16 protein-coding genes, 1 tRNA gene and 1 pseudogene are annotated in these 15,075 nt (G+C 67.3%); 9 read left to right on the top strand and 9 right to left on the bottom strand.

The genetic code is table 11. The features are described from left to right. Positions 1-80 precede the first annotated feature (80 nt). Positions 81-155, top strand: a tRNA-Arg gene (locus JYG32_RS00535). Between the two features lie 124 nt (positions 156-279). On the opposite strand, the pseudogene JYG32_RS00530 reads toward JYG32_RS00535, so the two are convergent. Beyond that, positions 280-1,488, bottom strand: a pseudogene (locus JYG32_RS00530) (right-handed parallel beta-helix repeat-containing protein); the annotation flags it as partial. Positions 1,489-1,890: 402 nt separating this feature from the next. On the opposite strand from JYG32_RS00530, the gene JYG32_RS00525 reads away from it, so the two are divergent. Next, positions 1,891-2,235: a hypothetical protein gene (locus JYG32_RS00525; RefSeq protein ID WP_174379911.1), complete on the top strand. Its 345-nt coding sequence runs from the start codon at positions 1,891-1,893 to the stop codon at positions 2,233-2,235. Between the two features lie 43 nt (positions 2,236-2,278). Here JYG32_RS00525 and JYG32_RS00520 read toward each other — a convergent pair whose 3' ends face one another. Then, positions 2,279-3,019 carry an SDR family NAD(P)-dependent oxidoreductase gene (locus JYG32_RS00520; protein WP_213264342.1) on the bottom strand — a complete coding sequence of 247 codons (741 nt, stop codon included), beginning with the start codon at positions 3,017-3,019 and terminating at the stop codon, positions 2,279-2,281. A 115-nt stretch (positions 3,020-3,134) separates the two neighbouring features. Between JYG32_RS00520 and JYG32_RS00515 the strand changes: the two genes are divergently transcribed. Continuing rightward, the gene (locus tag JYG32_RS00515) at positions 3,135-3,749 is read left to right on the top strand and encodes a TetR/AcrR family transcriptional regulator (RefSeq protein WP_213264341.1); all 615 of its coding nucleotides are present in this window, start codon (positions 3,135-3,137) and stop codon (positions 3,747-3,749) included. A 33-nt stretch (positions 3,750-3,782) separates the two neighbouring features. On the opposite strand, the gene eco is transcribed toward JYG32_RS00515, so the two are convergent. Continuing rightward, positions 3,783-4,283 (bottom strand): serine protease inhibitor ecotin, encoded by a 501-nt coding sequence (eco, locus tag JYG32_RS00510; RefSeq protein ID WP_213264340.1) that lies wholly within the window; start codon positions 4,281-4,283, stop codon positions 3,783-3,785. Positions 4,284-4,426: 143 nt separating this feature from the next. On the opposite strand from eco, the gene JYG32_RS00505 reads away from it, so the two are divergent. Beyond that, entirely contained in the window at positions 4,427-4,750 is a 324-nt protein-coding gene (locus JYG32_RS00505; RefSeq protein WP_213264339.1) for a hypothetical protein, read from the top strand. A gap of 194 nt (positions 4,751-4,944) precedes the next feature. Here the strand turns inward: JYG32_RS00505 and JYG32_RS00500 are convergent, their stop codons facing one another. Beyond that, positions 4,945-5,346, bottom strand: a complete 402-nt coding sequence (locus JYG32_RS00500; RefSeq protein WP_213264338.1) for a hypothetical protein — start codon at positions 5,344-5,346, stop codon at positions 4,945-4,947. A gap of 117 nt (positions 5,347-5,463) precedes the next feature. Here JYG32_RS00500 and JYG32_RS00495 point away from each other — a divergent pair, with 117 nt between their 5' ends. Together JYG32_RS00495 and JYG32_RS00490 are read left to right on the top strand one after the other, a co-directional pair. Then, the gene (locus JYG32_RS00495) at positions 5,464-5,844 is read left to right on the top strand and encodes a DUF5594 family protein (RefSeq protein WP_213264337.1); all 381 of its coding nucleotides are present in this window, start codon (positions 5,464-5,466) and stop codon (positions 5,842-5,844) included. A 186-nt stretch (positions 5,845-6,030) separates the two neighbouring features. Beyond that, the gene (locus JYG32_RS00490; protein WP_174379905.1) at positions 6,031-7,398 is read left to right on the top strand and encodes an MFS transporter; all 1,368 of its coding nucleotides are present in this window, start codon (positions 6,031-6,033) and stop codon (positions 7,396-7,398) included. 37 nt (positions 7,399-7,435) lie between these two features. Here JYG32_RS00490 and JYG32_RS00485 read toward each other — a convergent pair whose 3' ends face one another. The 3 genes from JYG32_RS00485 to JYG32_RS38790 all read right to left on the bottom strand — a co-directional run bounded on the left by JYG32_RS00485 (position 7,436) and on the right by JYG32_RS38790 (position 9,761). Further along, positions 7,436-8,014, bottom strand: coding sequence for an AAA family ATPase (locus tag JYG32_RS00485; RefSeq protein WP_213264336.1), 579 nt, complete (start codon positions 8,012-8,014; stop codon positions 7,436-7,438). Continuing rightward, on the bottom strand, positions 8,007-9,428 hold the full coding sequence (gene otsA, locus JYG32_RS00480) for an alpha,alpha-trehalose-phosphate synthase (UDP-forming) (RefSeq protein WP_213264335.1): 1,422 nt from the start codon (positions 9,426-9,428) through the stop codon (positions 8,007-8,009). The genes JYG32_RS00485 and otsA overlap by 8 nt, the downstream gene beginning before the upstream one ends. A 135-nt stretch (positions 9,429-9,563) precedes the next feature. Beyond that, positions 9,564-9,761 (bottom strand): hypothetical protein, encoded by a 198-nt coding sequence (locus JYG32_RS38790; protein WP_249744566.1) that lies wholly within the window; start codon positions 9,759-9,761, stop codon positions 9,564-9,566. Positions 9,762-10,049: 288 nt separating this feature from the next. On the opposite strand from JYG32_RS38790, the gene JYG32_RS00475 reads away from it, so the two are divergent. Together JYG32_RS00475 and JYG32_RS00470 are read left to right on the top strand one after the other, a co-directional pair. Then, the gene (locus tag JYG32_RS00475; RefSeq protein ID WP_213264334.1) at positions 10,050-10,601 is read left to right on the top strand and encodes a hypothetical protein; all 552 of its coding nucleotides are present in this window, start codon (positions 10,050-10,052) and stop codon (positions 10,599-10,601) included. Further along, on the top strand, positions 10,598-11,092 hold the full coding sequence (locus tag JYG32_RS00470) for a hypothetical protein (RefSeq protein WP_174379901.1): 495 nt from the start codon (positions 10,598-10,600) through the stop codon (positions 11,090-11,092). The genes JYG32_RS00475 and JYG32_RS00470 overlap by 4 nt, the downstream gene beginning before the upstream one ends. A 69-nt stretch (positions 11,093-11,161) precedes the next feature. Here JYG32_RS00470 and JYG32_RS00465 read toward each other — a convergent pair whose 3' ends face one another. Beyond that, positions 11,162-12,499, bottom strand: coding sequence for an ABC transporter ATP-binding protein (locus tag JYG32_RS00465; protein WP_174379900.1), 1,338 nt, complete (start codon positions 12,497-12,499; stop codon positions 11,162-11,164). 22 nt (positions 12,500-12,521) lie between these two features. Then, positions 12,522-14,279 (bottom strand): ABC transporter permease, encoded by a 1,758-nt coding sequence (locus JYG32_RS00460; RefSeq protein ID WP_213264333.1) that lies wholly within the window; start codon positions 14,277-14,279, stop codon positions 12,522-12,524. A 501-nt stretch (positions 14,280-14,780) separates the two neighbouring features. On the opposite strand from JYG32_RS00460, the gene JYG32_RS00455 reads away from it, so the two are divergent. Beyond that, positions 14,781-15,047 carry a double-stranded DNA-specific endonuclease gene (locus JYG32_RS00455; protein ID WP_011545926.1) on the top strand — a complete coding sequence of 89 codons (267 nt, stop codon included), beginning with the start codon at positions 14,781-14,783 and terminating at the stop codon, positions 15,045-15,047. The last annotated feature ends 28 nt before the right edge of the window (positions 15,048-15,075 follow it).

The raw sequence follows: 15,075 nt of genomic DNA, 5'->3' as shown, positions 1-15,075 counted from the left end.
CAAAAATCCTCGAAAGGTAAGCGGAGCAAGGCTCAGATCCTGATTTTCAAGGGTTCGATCCATCCCGCTCAAACTATCCGCTCCCCGTAGTTCAATGGATAGAACAAGCGCCTCCTAAGCGCTAGATACAGGTTCGATTCCTGTCGGGGGGACCAGAAATTTCCCGCACTCCCCTTTTGTTCACGACACATCGTCGGACTCGACCTGCCTGAACCGCGCACGCAGAACGCCGTCAGGCGACCGCCCCCCGCGCCCTCGCCGAATCCCGGCCACCGGCCATCACATCAACCCCGTCCGCACCTGCGGCATCAGGCTCGCATCCGCGCCCGTCACGGTAAACGTGCCTGTCGCCGACGCACCCGACGGCCGTGCCAGCACGCTGCCGTCGCCCAGCCGGTTCGCATCGACGACGATCTGGCCCGCGGCGCAACCGCTCGACAACAGCGCCACAGGCAAACCAGCGATCGACGAGAACGTGTTGCCTGTCACGCTGAATAGGCACACATTGGTCAGCGCCCGAAAGCCCGCATAACCCGAGCCCGACACGCGGTTGCCGGTCGCGGAAACGTACGACACCGTACCGGACCCCGTGTCCAGTTCGATCGCCGCCTGCTGCGTCGGCTGCAACCCGTTGTTCACATTCGAGTTCTGGATGTTGGTCACGACATTGCCGGTGATGACGACGTTGGACGCACTGAACGTATTCCAGCTGTCCTCCTGCGCAACCAGGATGCCCGCCGCCTTCTGCACGCCGTCGACCGTATTGTTCGAGATCGTCACGGCCTGGCCGCCAACGATCGAAATACCGCGTCCCCAGTAGTTGCCCGACACCGAATTATGGTCGATCAACACGTTGCTGCTGAGATGGGCGTCGTCCCGATAGCTGACGACAGCGATCAGATCGTCGCCGGTGCCCGTCACCGTGTTCTGCTGGACCAGCACGTTGGTCGAACCGAAGGTCGTGTGGATACCGTCGGCCAGCGTTGCGCGCACGGTGTTGCCAACGATCGCGACATTGCTGCCGCCGTAAACCATGATGCCGGCGCTGGCGCCACCCTGAATCGTCACACCGAGCACCTGAACGCCCGCACCCGTCACCTCGACCTTGGTCGACTCGCGGGTCACGAGCCGCGTCGTGCCGGTGCCGGCCAGCGTCACGCCCACGAGCGTCGAACCGGTGCCGCTCATCACGATCGTCTGGTCGGCCGGATTCGTGGCCACCAGCGTCGCGCCGTATCCTGAAATCACCACCTGAGGCACGGTCACCGCGAGCGAATGCCCGACGACGTAGCGGCCCGGCGAGATGACCAGGCGCTGGCCGGCCTTCATGCTGTCGAATGCCTTCTGCAGCGCATCGGCCTGATCGCTGCCGTCGGCGGCTGGAAGGACAGTCACGTCAGCGACGAGAACAGGATTTGCGCTTGGGGTTGGCGAGAGCGCTGCACCGGGCGTCGTGCCGGCCGGACTGGCCGCCGGCGCCGGGCTGGCGGGATTCGTCGCTGAAGGCGTCGTGCCGGATGCCCCGCTGGCAGGTTCGGCGGGGGATACGGGTGTGCCCGCAACGGTCTGCGTTGCCGGCGCAGCATTGTTGTCGCCGCCGCCACACGCGGCGAGGCCAACGCAGAGTGCGGCAAGCATCGCCCGATCGACTGTACGCATAGGATTTCGTGCGAGCCCGAGGTGGCGTCATCGTAAGCACGCGTCGCGTTTTTGTAAATGAATGCCTTCGCCCAACTGACCGCGCTGTGCGCTTCACGCACAAATCGTTGGCGATCCTCTCCGATTCATCGCCATGACATGCGACATGCGATCGCACTTTGCCCGATCGGCACGGACACGCACCGGCCATTGCGTAGAATCCCGAACCTTTGCATGTCCACGGACCCGACCATGATTCGAACGATCGCGGCAGTGGCCGCACTTTCGGCCCTGACCTGCACGGCGAACGCCGCCGATACCGGCACCGCCTCCGGCACGGCGCCCGCGAAACGGCGCTATGTCAGCCCCGGCATCACCAACGTCACAAGCGCGGCGGCACCGCGCCCGGAAAACGTGTCCTCCGACGCACGCTGCAGGGAACTGGCCGCCGGCATCGACGCTGTAACGCACGCACCCGACCGCGGCCAGAAGGTCGTGCGCGGATTCGGCCCGGACGGCAAGCCGCGCAACGAACTGCGCGCTTACGACAAGCGGGCCGACCTGGAAACCGAGCATCAACGGCTCGGCTGCCGATAACGAACGCAACAGCGCCCGGCCAAATCACGCCGGGCATCGGCCCTTACGCGTTCGCGCCGCCATCGATCGTCAACCCTGTCCCGTTGATCGACCGCCCTTCCGGCCCGACGACGAACGCAACGAGCGCCGCCACGTCATCGGCCTTGCCGTACTGCGGAATCGCCATCCGCGAACGCTGCGCACCGGCATGTTCGCCGTCCGCCGGATTCATGTCGGTATCCGTCGACCCCGGATGCACGATATTGACCGTGATGCCGCGCGAGCCGAGATCGCGCGCGAGCCCCTGCGTCCAGCCGATCAGCGCGGCCTTGCTCGCCGCATAGAGGCTCATTCCCGCATCGGGCACGCGCGTCGCGAGGCAACTGCCGGTCGACACGATGCGCCCGCCCTCCCCGAGATGCCGCGCCGCCGCCTGCGACGCGACGATCACCGCGCGCACGTTCACGTTCAGCGTCGCGTCGATATCGTCGAGCGTGAGGTCGTCCAGCGCGCCGGCGCGGAAGATCCCCGCGTTGTTGACGAGGATGTCGAGGCCGCCGAACGCCTCCGCGGCACGATCGACCGCGTTGCGCACGGCAACCGGATCGGCGCTGTCAGCCTGGATCGCGACCGCGCGACGGCCCAGCGCCTCGATGCCGGCGACGACGGCCTCCGCCCGCTCGACCGATTTTTCGTAGGTAATCGCGACGTCCGCGCCATCGGCCGCCAGCCGTTTCGCAATGGCCGCGCCGATGCCGCGGCTGCCACCCGTGATCAGTGCGCGCTTGCCCTGAAGTCGATTCATGTTCGTTCCTTTCCTTATTTATATAACGGTCGACACAGAATGTGGCAAGTTGCGCGGCGCTGTCAATTGAATTATTTTATCGATCGATACAGATATCGACGAAGGAAGGGATGCAATGGCTGAACGTGGCCGACCGAGAAGCTTCGACAAGGAAGCGGCACTGGATAGTGCGATGGAGGTGTTCTGGCGCCTCGGCTACGAGGGTGCGTCGATGGCGGACCTGACAGCCGCGATGGGCATTGCGTCACCGAGCCTGTATGCGGCGTTCGGCAGCAAGGAAGCGTTGTTCCGGCAGGCGCTCGAGCACTACCGCGCAACGGAGGGACGGGAAATCTGGGATGGCGTCGAACAGGCCGGCAGCGCACACGACGCCATGCGGAACTACCTGATGGATACCGCGCGCGTGTTCACGCGGCGGTCGAAGCCGGCCGGCTGCCTGATCGTGCTGTCGGCGCTGCACCCGGCCGAGCGTTCCGACACCGTCCGGCAAACGCTGATCGCGATGCGCGAACGCACGGTCGAAGCGCTGCGCGAGCGCCTCAGCCAAGGTGTCGCGACCGGCGAGATCGCGGCGCACGCGAACCTCGACGCGATCGCGCGGTACTACGTGACGGTTCAACAGGGGATGTCGATCCAGGCGCGCGACGGCGCGAGCCGTCGCGATCTGGAAGCGGTCGCGCAAGCCGCGCTGGCCGCATGGCCGGCGCTCGTCGGCGCGAGCGGCGTCTAGCGGCAGGACGCCACAGCCGCGCGCGCCGGCACGTTACTGCTTCGCCGCGCGCTGCACGTCCTTCGACGCATGCCACACGCGATAGCGCACCTCGAAGCCGTCCGGCACATACACGACGAGCGGCAGGCGGCTGTTGTAGCGCAGCAGCTGGCCGTCGCCGCGCACCTGCACGAACCGTTGCTGCGGCGCCTGGCCCGGGCACGCCATCAGCGTCGACGCCGGCCCCTTCACGTCGGTGAGCTGGTAGTACGTATAACCCCAGCCCTTCACGTCCTCGGCGGTCAGCTCACCGCCGAACCACTGCTGGTTGCAGTCGGTCTGCAGCGTCTTGCCGATCATCAGCTCGACGCGCGCATCGCCCTCGTTCTCGAGCGCGGGCAGCGCGATCACGACGCGCTGCTGGCCGGCCGCTGCTTGCGGAAACATCTTGATCGACTCGGCCGGCACGGCGGGCGCCGATGCGGGGCCCGCCACGCACGCGGCGGCAGTCGTGACGCAGAAAGCGGCCAGCGCGGCCCGGATCGCGAATTTCATCGATGTGCTCCTGAAAAACAAATGAGCCCCGGATGCTAACACTTTCGTCGCGAGACCTTACGACGCTGTAATTTCACGACACAATTCCGAACAGCCGGCAATCCCCGCGCGCGGTACTTATAGGAGAACCAACGGAGAACATCATGCTGAAGCTCATTGCTGCCGCCGGCGTCGCGACCCTGCTGGCCGGCTGCGTCGTCGCTCCCGACGCCGGATACGGCTACGGCTACGGACAGCCCTACTATTCCGATCCCGGCTACGCGTACGGCCCTTCCCCCGTGTACGGCACGGTCAACATCTGGGGCGGTGGCGGCGGGCGCGACTGGGATCGCGGCCGCCGCGACTACCACCGCTGGGACGGCGATCGCGGCAACCGCGGCAACGGCTGGGGACGCGGCGGCGGACGCCGCGGCGACTGGAACGATGGCGGCGGGCGCGGCGACGACGGCGGCGGCCATCGCCACTGACGCTCAATTGCAACCGTTTGTATCCGCGCACGGCCCGCTGATGGCCGGCGCGTCATGCGGACGAACGGACGGCCGCGTAAAAACAAAGGCCCTCGCGTGAAGCGAGGGCCTTTTGTCGTCCGGTCCGGCGAGGCGAACTTTGGGGTGCCGGCCAGCCGGCACCGAACCCGGTCACGCGTCGCGCACCCGCCCGCTTACCAGCCGGCCGGTTGCGCGTAGCCGCGCGACACCGGCGCACCGCACACATACGCGCGCTGGTAGCGGTCGTAGCAATAGTTCGGGCTGTCGTCCTGGTACTGCGCCTGCTGATAGGTCGGATAGTCAGGCTGCTGGTACGCGGGCGCCTGATAGTACGTCGGCGGCTGATAGGCCGGTGCCTGGTATGCGGGTGCCTGATACACGACGGGCGGACTCATCGCGGACGACACGATCGCGCCCAGCACCGCGCCGCCGATCAAGGCACCGATGACGGCGCCACCGTCGCGGCCATGCGCGGACGCCGGCCCCGCCACGGCGAGCGAACCGGCGAGGACACATACTGCGGCAATCTTTTTCATGATGGACTCCCACGTGAAGTGGTACTGGATGCGATGCATTGTGGCGGCACGTGGCCGTAATAGATGCAGCAAGTGGTAACGCGCCATTACGCGTATCGCGCACACCGAAACGCATCGCCGCCGTGCTACGATTTTCGGCACACAGGAGACGCCTTCATGCAGCCCGAAACCGCCCGCCGTTTCGATACCGAATTCGCGCCGCGCATCGCGCAGGCAATCGCCGCCTTCTTCGCCGATCACGTGCTGACCGACGTCGTCCCGTACGGCGGGCACGGGCACCCGACGCGCGTGCAGATCCGCAGCGCGCCGCACGAGCATGTGAGCGGCTTCGTGCATCCGCTGAATCTCGAACTGACCTGGGACACCGACGAAATCGAGCGGCTGATGGAGCCGGACGGCACGCAGCGCTTCGAGCACTACCTGGCCGCACTGCCGAAAAAGCTGGGCGCGTGGCAGGGCGCGCGCGACATCGATCTCGCATCGCGCACGCAGGCCGACCCGCTCGTGCGGCTCGGCGGCCTCGACTTCGAAGGCTGAGTGCGCGCGCCGGCCGGCAGCCGCGCGTGCCGGCGTCGCGCAATGCGGCCCGGTGATACACTCGACCGGCCCCGCTCCGGCGCAGCCGCACCGGCCGGGCAGTTCATCGCCGCCTCCACCCTTTTCGCATGGTTGCGCACGCAACCGGCAACCGGGCGCGCGGACAACCACGCTTTCGCTCCCGCCATGAACGCCGATACCGGCCTGCCGCTTCCGCAACGCTACTGGGCGATCGTCTGCGTCGCACTGGGCATCACGCTCGCCGTGCTCGACGGTGCCATCGCGAACGTCGCGCTGCCGACCATCGCGCGCGACCTGCACGCATCCGACGCCGCGTCGATCTGGATCGTCAACGCCTATCAGCTCGCGGTCACGATCACGCTGCTGCCGCTCGCGTCGCTCGGCGAGCGCATCGGCTATCGCCGCATCTACATCGCCGGGCTCGCCCTCTTCACCGCGGCGTCGCTCGGCTGCGCGCTCGCCGGCTCGCTGCCGATGCTGGCCGTGATGCGCGTGATCCAGGGCTTCGGTGCGGCCGGCATCATGAGCGTCAACGCGGCGCTCGTGCGGATGATCTACCCGTCGTCGATGCTCGGGCGCGGGCTGTCGATCAATGCGATGGTGGTCGCGCTGTCGTCGGCGATCGGGCCGACGGTCGCGTCCGCGATCCTGTCGTTCGCGTCGTGGCCGTGGCTGTTCGCGGTCAACGTGCCGATCGGCATCGCCGCGGTACTCGGCAGCCTGCGCGCGCTGCCGGCCAACCCGCTGCACGATGCACCGTACGATTTCCCGAGCGCGCTGATGAACGCGTGCGTGTTCGGCCTGCTGATCACGGCCGTCGACGGGCTCGGCCACGGCGAAGGCCATGCGTACGTCGCGGCCGAGCTGGCCATCGCATTCGTCGTCGGCTACTTCTTCGTGAAACGCCAGTTGTCGCAGCCGGCACCGCTCCTGCCCGTCGACCTGATGCGCATCCCGATGTTCGCGCTGTCGATCTATACGTCGATGGCGTCGTTCACGTCGCAGATGCTCGCATTCGTCGCGCTGCCGTTCTGGCTGCAGAATTCGCTCGGTTTCTCGCAGGTCGAGACCGGCCTGTACATGACGCCGTGGCCGCTCGTGATCGTGTTCGCCGCACCGCTCGCGGGGGTGCTGTCGGACCGCTATTCGGCCGGCATCCTCGGCGGGATCGGGCTCGCGCTGTTCGCGGCCGGGCTGCTGTCGCTCGCGACGATCGGCGCGCACCCGGGCACCGTCGACATCGTGTGGCGGATGGCGCTGTGCGGTGCGGGCTTCGGGCTGTTCCAGTCGCCGAACAACCGCGCGATGCTGTCGTCGGCACCGCGCGAGCGCAGCGGCGGCGCCGGCGGCATGCTGAGCACCGCGCGACTGACGGGCCAGACGCTCGGCGCCGCGCTGGTCGCGCTGATTTTCGGGCTCGCGCCCGGTCGCGGGCCGACGATCGCACTCTATGTCGCCACGGCCTTCGCGGCGGTGGCCGCGGTCGTGAGCATGCTGCGCATCGCGTCGCCGCCGCCGGACGCAGCGACCTGACACGGCCGCGCGCAGCACACGTAGAAGCGCACGCGTGTCATGCGGCGTCGAGCGCGTCCATCACGAAGCGCACGCGCGCCTTCACGCTCACGCGCGGCAATTCGATCAGCCGGTACCCGTACGACGTGTAGCAATCGACCATCGCGTCGTAGGTGCGCACGGCTTCCGCGAAATCCTGCCGGCGCTCGGTGTCCTTGGTGTAGATGTCGGGCCACGGCGGCGCGATGAACACGCGCCGGTGATAGCGGAAACGGCGCGCCGCGGCTTCCGCGTGCGCGGGCACCGCCAGCCCCGTCAGCCGCAGGTAGCCGACCACGTCCGGCACGCCGCGGTCGAAGAACACGGGCCCGCGCGCGTGCCGCGCGAGGTGGTACGAGCGCATCTCCCAGCTCAGCATCAGCTCGGCGAACGCGGCCGGGTCGCGCCACGGCAGCGCGTGGCCGTCGACGGCCACCTGGTCGCGAATCACGCCTCGCCCGGCCTCCTGCGAGCGCGCGAAACCGGCGCGCTCGAGCGCGTCGAGCAACGTGCTCTTGCCCGAGCCCGGGCCGCCGGTCACGACGAAGAAACGGCCGGTGGCGTCGTCGTCCTCGGCGCCCTGCGCGCACTCACGCATGCGCAACCCGCCGGCCCGCGCGCTGCGTGACCGACGCTGCCGCCGCGACACTGCGCAAGTCGGCGACGAACGTATCGCGCCAGACCGACAGGTCGTTCTCGCGCAGCCGCGCGAGATTCTCCTCGTGACGCGCCTGCCGCTCCGCGAGCGGCATCGACAGCGCGCGCTCGAGCGCCTCGGCCATCTGCGACAGGTCGAACGGATTCACGAGCAGCGCACCGGTCAGCTCGGCCGCCGCGCCCGCGAACTCCGACAGCACGAGCACGCCCGGATCGGCCGGGTCCTGCGACGCGACATATTCTTTCGCGACAAGATTCATCCCGTCGCGCAGCGGCGTCACGTAGCCGACCTGCGACATCCGGAAGAACGCCATCAGCAGGTTGCGCTCGTACTTGCGGTTCAGGTACTGGATCGGCGTCCAGTCGAGCTGCGCAAAGCGGCCGTTGATGCGGCCGGCCTCGCCTTCGAGCGTTTCGCGGATGTCCTGGTAGGTCTGCACGTCGGAACGCGTCGGCGGCGCGATCTGCACGAGCGACACGCGCCCCTGCCAGCCCGGTGCGTTCGTGAGCATCCGCTCGAACGACTGGAAACGCTCGACGAGCCCCTTCGAATAATCGAGGCGGTCGACGCTCATCACGAGCTTGCGGCCGTCGAGCGCCTCGCGCAGCATCTTCACCGGCTTGCGGGTGCTGTACTGGACGGCCGCCTGCGCGATCGCGTCCGGATGCACGCCGATCGGATAGGCGGCGACCTTCACGACGCGGCCGTGCGCGTGCAGCATCCCGTCGTCGCTCGCCGCGCCGATCCCGCGCCGCTCGATGTAGTCGGTGAACGCCTGCTGGTCGGCATCGGTCTGGAAGCCCGCGACGTCGTACGCACACATGAACTTCACGAGTTCCTCGTGCGGCGGCACGAGGCGCAGCATGTCGGGCGACGGGAACGGGATGTGCAGGAAGAAGCCGATCGGGTTCTTCACGCCGAGCTCGCGCAGGAAATGCGCGAACGGCAGCAGATGGTAGTCGTGAACCCAGATCAGGTCGTCGGGCCGCAGCAGCGCGGCGAGCTGCTTCGCGAGCATCGCGTTCACGCGCAGATAACCGGCGTACTCCTGCCGGTCGAAGCGCGCGAGATCGCCGCGGTAATGGAACACCGGCCACAGCGTCGCGTTCGAGAAACCGCGGTAGTACTGATCGTAGTCGCGCCGGGTCAGCCCGACCGTCGCATAGGTCACGTTGCCGTCCCGCTGGATTGCGGGTTCGGCATCCGGCGCACCGACGATCTCGCCATTCCAGCCGAACCAGACGCCGCCGGTTTCCTTCAGCGCATCCATCACGCCGACGGCCAGGCCGCCCGCGCTCGGGCGCGTGTCCTCGCCGGCGGCAACACGGTTCGATACCACGATCAATCTGCTCATGCGGCTTCCCCTCCTCGATTCGATTGGCTGGCGCGCCGCGCGCGCCAAGGCGGACGCGGCTGCCCGAAGGCGGCCGCGCGGCGATTCAGTGCCGAGAAATGCGATGAAATGCGGCAGCGGAATGCGGCGACGGGATCAAGCGTCCTGCTCCTGGCCGAGGTCGCGTTGATAGTCGAGCCCTTCCGGGCGGGCGCCGCCCTGGTTGTGATCGCCGTCGGACGGCGTCTCGCCGGGCGCACCGGCAGGCGGTGCGGAGGGTGCGTCGGTCCGCGGACGCGGTTGGTCTGCCCCCGAGTCGGGTGGCCGGTGCGAAGACCGTTTCGAACGACGCATGGTTGGGTGTCTCATATGCGGCGCGGCTCGAAGCCGTCGAAGAAACATTCCATAACAAAACAGTCTAGGTCGGTTCCTCGCACGCCAAGGTAACAATTACCTTCAATTTGTAACGTTTCGACCCCGCGTCAACCATCTATCCGACAATAACGCCGCGCGTACGCGCGCGGCATGCCGTCCGGCGATTTGTCAAAGCTTTGCAGTTTTCCTATGACAATTGCGAAACAATGATGCGGCATGAGGGCGTGCATGCGTCGCCGCTCACCCAGACAGGACTTGCACTCAGGGATGAACATTCGTTTCGAATCGCCGCGCCGGGCCATGCCGGCGCGCGTCGTGCTGGCCGCGCTCGCCACGGCCGCATTGCTGTCCGGCTGCAACTCGCTGTACAGCGAAGGCGCAACAGCCGGTGCCGGTATCGCGGGCGCCGCGATCGCTTCCAAGGTCACCAACAACGCCGCCGTCGCGACGGGCATCGGCCTCGGCGCCGTCGCCGGCGCGCGTGCGGGCGTCCAGTACACGCAGCGCGTCGCGCACCGCTACTCGCAGGATCAGATCGCGAAGGCGGCCGGCCCGCTCGACGTGGGCGGTGTCGCGCCGTGGTCGACGCACCACTCGTTCCCGATCGAGGACGACGAGCAGGGCCGCGTAACGGTCAGCCGGATGATCAGCATCGGTCCGCTCGACTGCAAGGAAATCGTGTTTGCGGTCGACACGCCCGCGAAGCCGGACAAGGCCGCGCAATCGGCGTTCTACGTCGCCACCATCTGCCGCGACGGCCCCGTGTGGAAATGGGCGTCGGCCGAACCCGCGACCGAACGCTGGGGCGCGCTGCAATGAGCGTCGCGATCCGTATCGCGGCGATCGGCACGCTTTGCGCGGCGGCGGCCTCGCTGTCGGGCTGCGGGTCGGTCGGCGCGGCGAGCGGCGCGCTCGCCGGTGCGGCGACGGGCCTCGTCACTGCAAACCCGGCGGTCGGCGTCGGCGTCGGAATTGCCGTGCAGGCCGCGACCGACGAGGCCGTCAATCGCACGATGAAGCAGCTTCATCAGAACCAGCAGGACGCGATCGCGAAGGCGGCCGGCAGCCTGGCTGTCGGCGAAGTGAAGCCGTGGAAGGTGAAGAACACGCTGCCGCTGGAAAACGGCGAAGGTGAAGTGCGCGTCACGCGCGCGTACTCGTCGGCGCTCGCGCTGTGCAAGGAATTCGCGTTCTCGGTGAAGGACGGCGACAAGGCCGACTGGTATTTCGCGAATGCGTGCCAGCAAGGCACGCACTGGAAGTGGGCGTCGGCCGAACCCGCTGTCGACCGCTGGGGGAATTTGCAGTAACGGGGCGATGCACCGCGCATCGCGCGCGGCGCACGCGAATACCGGGCCGCACGGCCCGGCGCGTCGCGATCAGGACTCGACGTCCTCGAGGCTGAAGATCTCGGTCTGGTCGTTGTACGAGAAGATCTCGCCGTAACGGCCCCAGTCGATCACCGCGTCGAGCGTTTCCTCGGCCGCGCCGTCCGACAGGGAATCCTCGAGCTCCTGCTCGAAGCGCACGCGCGGCGCACGATGGCCCGGGCGTTCGTTCAGCACCTTCTTGATCCGTGCGGCGAGCGGCACGTGCTTCAGCAGGTGATCCGCGAACATCAGCTTGCGCTCCTGCGTGCCGAATTCCGCGAACACGCGCCCCGGCGGCGTCAGGAACACGTCGCCTTCCCGCACGTCCGCGAATCCGAGGTACTGCAGCACTTCGGCGATCGGGAACAGATCGTCGACTTCCAGATGCAGCGTACGCGCGATTTCCGGCATGTCCGCGCGGCCGTGGTACGGCGCCATCGCGAGCGTTTCGATCAGGCCGGCCATCAGGTTGGTCGACACCTGCGGCAGCCAGCTACCGAGCTCGAGCCCCTTCTTCGTCGCCTCGCCGGTCTGGCGGGCCGTCATCTTCGCGTAGATATCGTCGACGAGCTTGCGGAACGCCGGGTCGAGCCGGTTGCGCGGATGCTTGAACGGCACCTTGATCTCGGCGATCACGCGGCCCGGATTCGACGACAGCACGAGAATCCGGTCGCACATGAACACGGCTTCCTCGATGTTGTGCGTGACGATCAGCACCGACTTGATCGGCATCCGCCCCTGCGTCCACAGGTCCAGCAAGTCGGTACGCAGCGTCTCGGCCGTCAGCACGTCGAGCGCGGAGAACGGCTCGTCCATCAGCAGGATCGTCGGGTCGACGACGAGCGCGCGCGCAAAGCCCACGCGCTGGCGCATGCCGCCCGACAGCTCGCGCGGGTACGCGTTCTCGAAGCCGTCGAGACCGATCAGGTCGATCGCGGCGAGCGCGCGCTCGCGCCGCTCGCGCGCGCCGACGCCGAGCGCTTCGAGGCCGGCCTCCACGTTCTGCAGCACGGTGAGCCACGGGAACAGCGCGAAGGTCTGGAACACCATCGCGACGCCTTCGGCCGGGCCGCTCAGCGGCTTGCCGAGATAGGTCACTTCACCGCCGGTCGGCTCGATCAGGCCGGCGATGATCCGCAGCAGCGTCGACTTGCCCGAGCCGGAACGGCCGAGCAGCCCGACGATCTCGCCTTCGCGCAGCGACAGGTTCGCGTCGTCGAGCACGAGCAGCTCGCCCTGCGTCTTGTTGAAGCCGCGGCAGACGTGATCGACGCGCAGGATTTCGTCACCGAGGCGCGGCGGCTGGGACGTCTGGACGGGGGCGTTTACAGCATTCGGATTGTGCATCGCGTTTCGCTCTCAATCGGTCTCAGTCGAGCCGCAGCTTCGCTTCGGCGAAGGCATACAGCGGGCGCCACAGCAGGCGGTTGAACAGGGTGACGAACAGGGACATTACGGCGATGCCCAGGATGATCTTCGGGAAATCGCCGGCGGCGGTGGTCTGCGCGATGTACGCGCCGAGGCCGTGCGCCTCGATCTTGGTCGTGCCCCACTGCACGGCTTCCGACACGATGCTCGCGTTCCATGCGCCGCCCGACGCGGTGATCGCGCCGGTCACGTAGTACGGGAAGATGCCCGGCAGGATCGCCTGCCGCCACCATTGCCAGCCGCGGATGCGGAAATTCGTCGCAGCCTCGCGATAGTCGTTCGGATAGGACGTTGCGCCGGCGATCACGTTGAACAGGATATACCACTGCGTTCCGAGCACGATCAGCGGCGACAGCCAGATGTCGGGGTTCAGGTGGAAGCGCGCGATCACGATCACGAACACCGGGAACAGCAGGTTCGCCGGGAACGCGGCCAGGAACTGCGCGAGCGGCTGCAGCTTCTCGGCCAGCCTGGGACGCAGCCCGACCCACACGCCGATCGGCACCCAGATCACCGACGCGATCGCGATCAGCACGACCACGCGCAGCAGCGTGATGAGCCCGAGCGTGAGCACATGGCCGACCTCGGCCATCGTCACGCCGGTCGAAACGAAGCTGATGACGCGCCATACGATATAGGCCGTGCCGATCAGCACGAGGGTAGCCCACGCGATGTCGACCGTGCGCGACGCCTTCTTCTCGACGCGCGGCAGCGTGAAGCGCATCGCGCCGGACAGCGGCAGGCGCAGCGGAATCCGCGCGGCCTTGGCAAAGAACCAGCCGGCCGGCACGAGCAGTTGATGGATCAGGCGCGTGCGGCGCACGAGGTCGAGCAGCCACGACTCCGGTGCGTTGCCCGAGCTCGTGTTCTCCATCCGGAACTTGTCGGCCCACGCGACGAGCGGGCGGAACAGGAACTGGTCGTACGCGAGGATCACGACCGTCATCGTGAGGATCACCCAGCCGATCGCGCCGAGGTTCTTGTCCGAGATCGCCTGCGCGAGATACGCACCGATCCCCGGCAGCGTGATCGTCTGGTTGCCGACGGTGATCGCTTCCGACGCGACGACGAAGAACCAGCCGCCCGACATCGACATCATCATGTTCCAGATCAGGCCCGGCATCGAGAACGGCACCTCGAGCTTCCAGAAGCGCTGCCAGGACGTCAGGTGGAAGCTCCGCGACACTTCGTCGAGATCGCGCGGCACCGTGCGCAGCGACTGGTAGAAGCTGAACGTCATGTTCCACGCCTGGCTCGTGAAGATCGCGAAGATCGCCGCGAGCTCGGCGCCGAGCACGCGGCTCGGGAACAGCGCGAGGAAGAACGTGACCGTAAACGAGATAAAGCCGAGCACCGGCACCGACTGCAGGATGTCGAGGATCGGGATCAGCACCATGCCCGCGCGACGGCTCTTGGCCGCGAGCGTGCCGTAGACGAGCGTGAACACGAGCGACGCGACCATCGCCGCGAGCATCCGCAGCGTGGTACGCAACGCGTATTCGGGCAGGTTCGACGGATCGAGCGAGATCTTCTGCGTCTGCAGCACGCCGATCGGCGCCATCGTTTCGTGAAAGCCGACGATCGCCATCGCCAGCAGGCAGATGATCAGCGGAAACGCGATGAAGTCCCACCGGTTGGGCAGAACGCGCCACGCGGACGCGTTGGCGGTCCGGTTCGGATTGAAGAATCCGACGTCCATCAGGCGCCCTCCCCGGTAAGGCCGAACGAAGCCGGCAGTCGATGTTGATTCATGGCAAAGCGCACGGGCGCGGTAATTCGATTGACTGACGATCGCGCGCGGGCGCGATGCGCCGTGCGTGCAAGCTGCGCCCCGGCGGCCCGGTCGAGCCGGCTCGCGACGGCACGACACTACACCAACCTGTATTTCAGGTACAACCGTCCGGGGACGGCGCAGGCGGCGCACGGATCGTGGCCGGCCCGCGGGCGGACGGCGGGTGCGCGGTACGGAGCAGTCCTTCGGCCGGCATGCAGGCCCGAATTATGCCGTGATCCGGCCCGGCCGTGAACCCGCCCGCCGCACGCGGATGCAAACCGTGCCGGGCATCAGCAGCCGGATACGGCGAAGCGGGTATGATCAGGGCTAGCCCCTAGGGTCTGTTGCGGTCGTTCTCGCGGCCACGCATGCACGCTCCATATGTAAACAGACCCTGGGGATCGATCGACGAGCGGGAGGAAGGGAATGGCAGGAAACTTGGTGATCGTCTGTCGCGATCAGGATGCCGACGCGTTCTACGAACTGATGCAGGAGTACGGGTCGTTCCAGACGCGGCTGTCGTCGACGGCGTGGTACCTGAACATGAACGTCGTGCCGGAATCGCTGCAGGAGGAAATCCTGGAGCGCCTCGGCCGGTATACGACCGTCTACATCTTCGAGGCCACCACCGTGACCTACAACACGATCGACAGCAACGCGGCCGAGACGCTCGGCACGCTGTTCGGCGAATGACGCCGCGCGGCGCTTGCCGGCCCGGGCA

This window comes from Burkholderia pyrrocinia (assembly GCF_018417535.1).
GTDB classification, from domain to species: Bacteria; Pseudomonadota; Gammaproteobacteria; order Burkholderiales; family Burkholderiaceae; genus Burkholderia; species Burkholderia pyrrocinia_E.
Note: the sequence above shows the minus strand (reverse complement) of the source record. Positions and strands in the feature narration are given on the sequence as shown.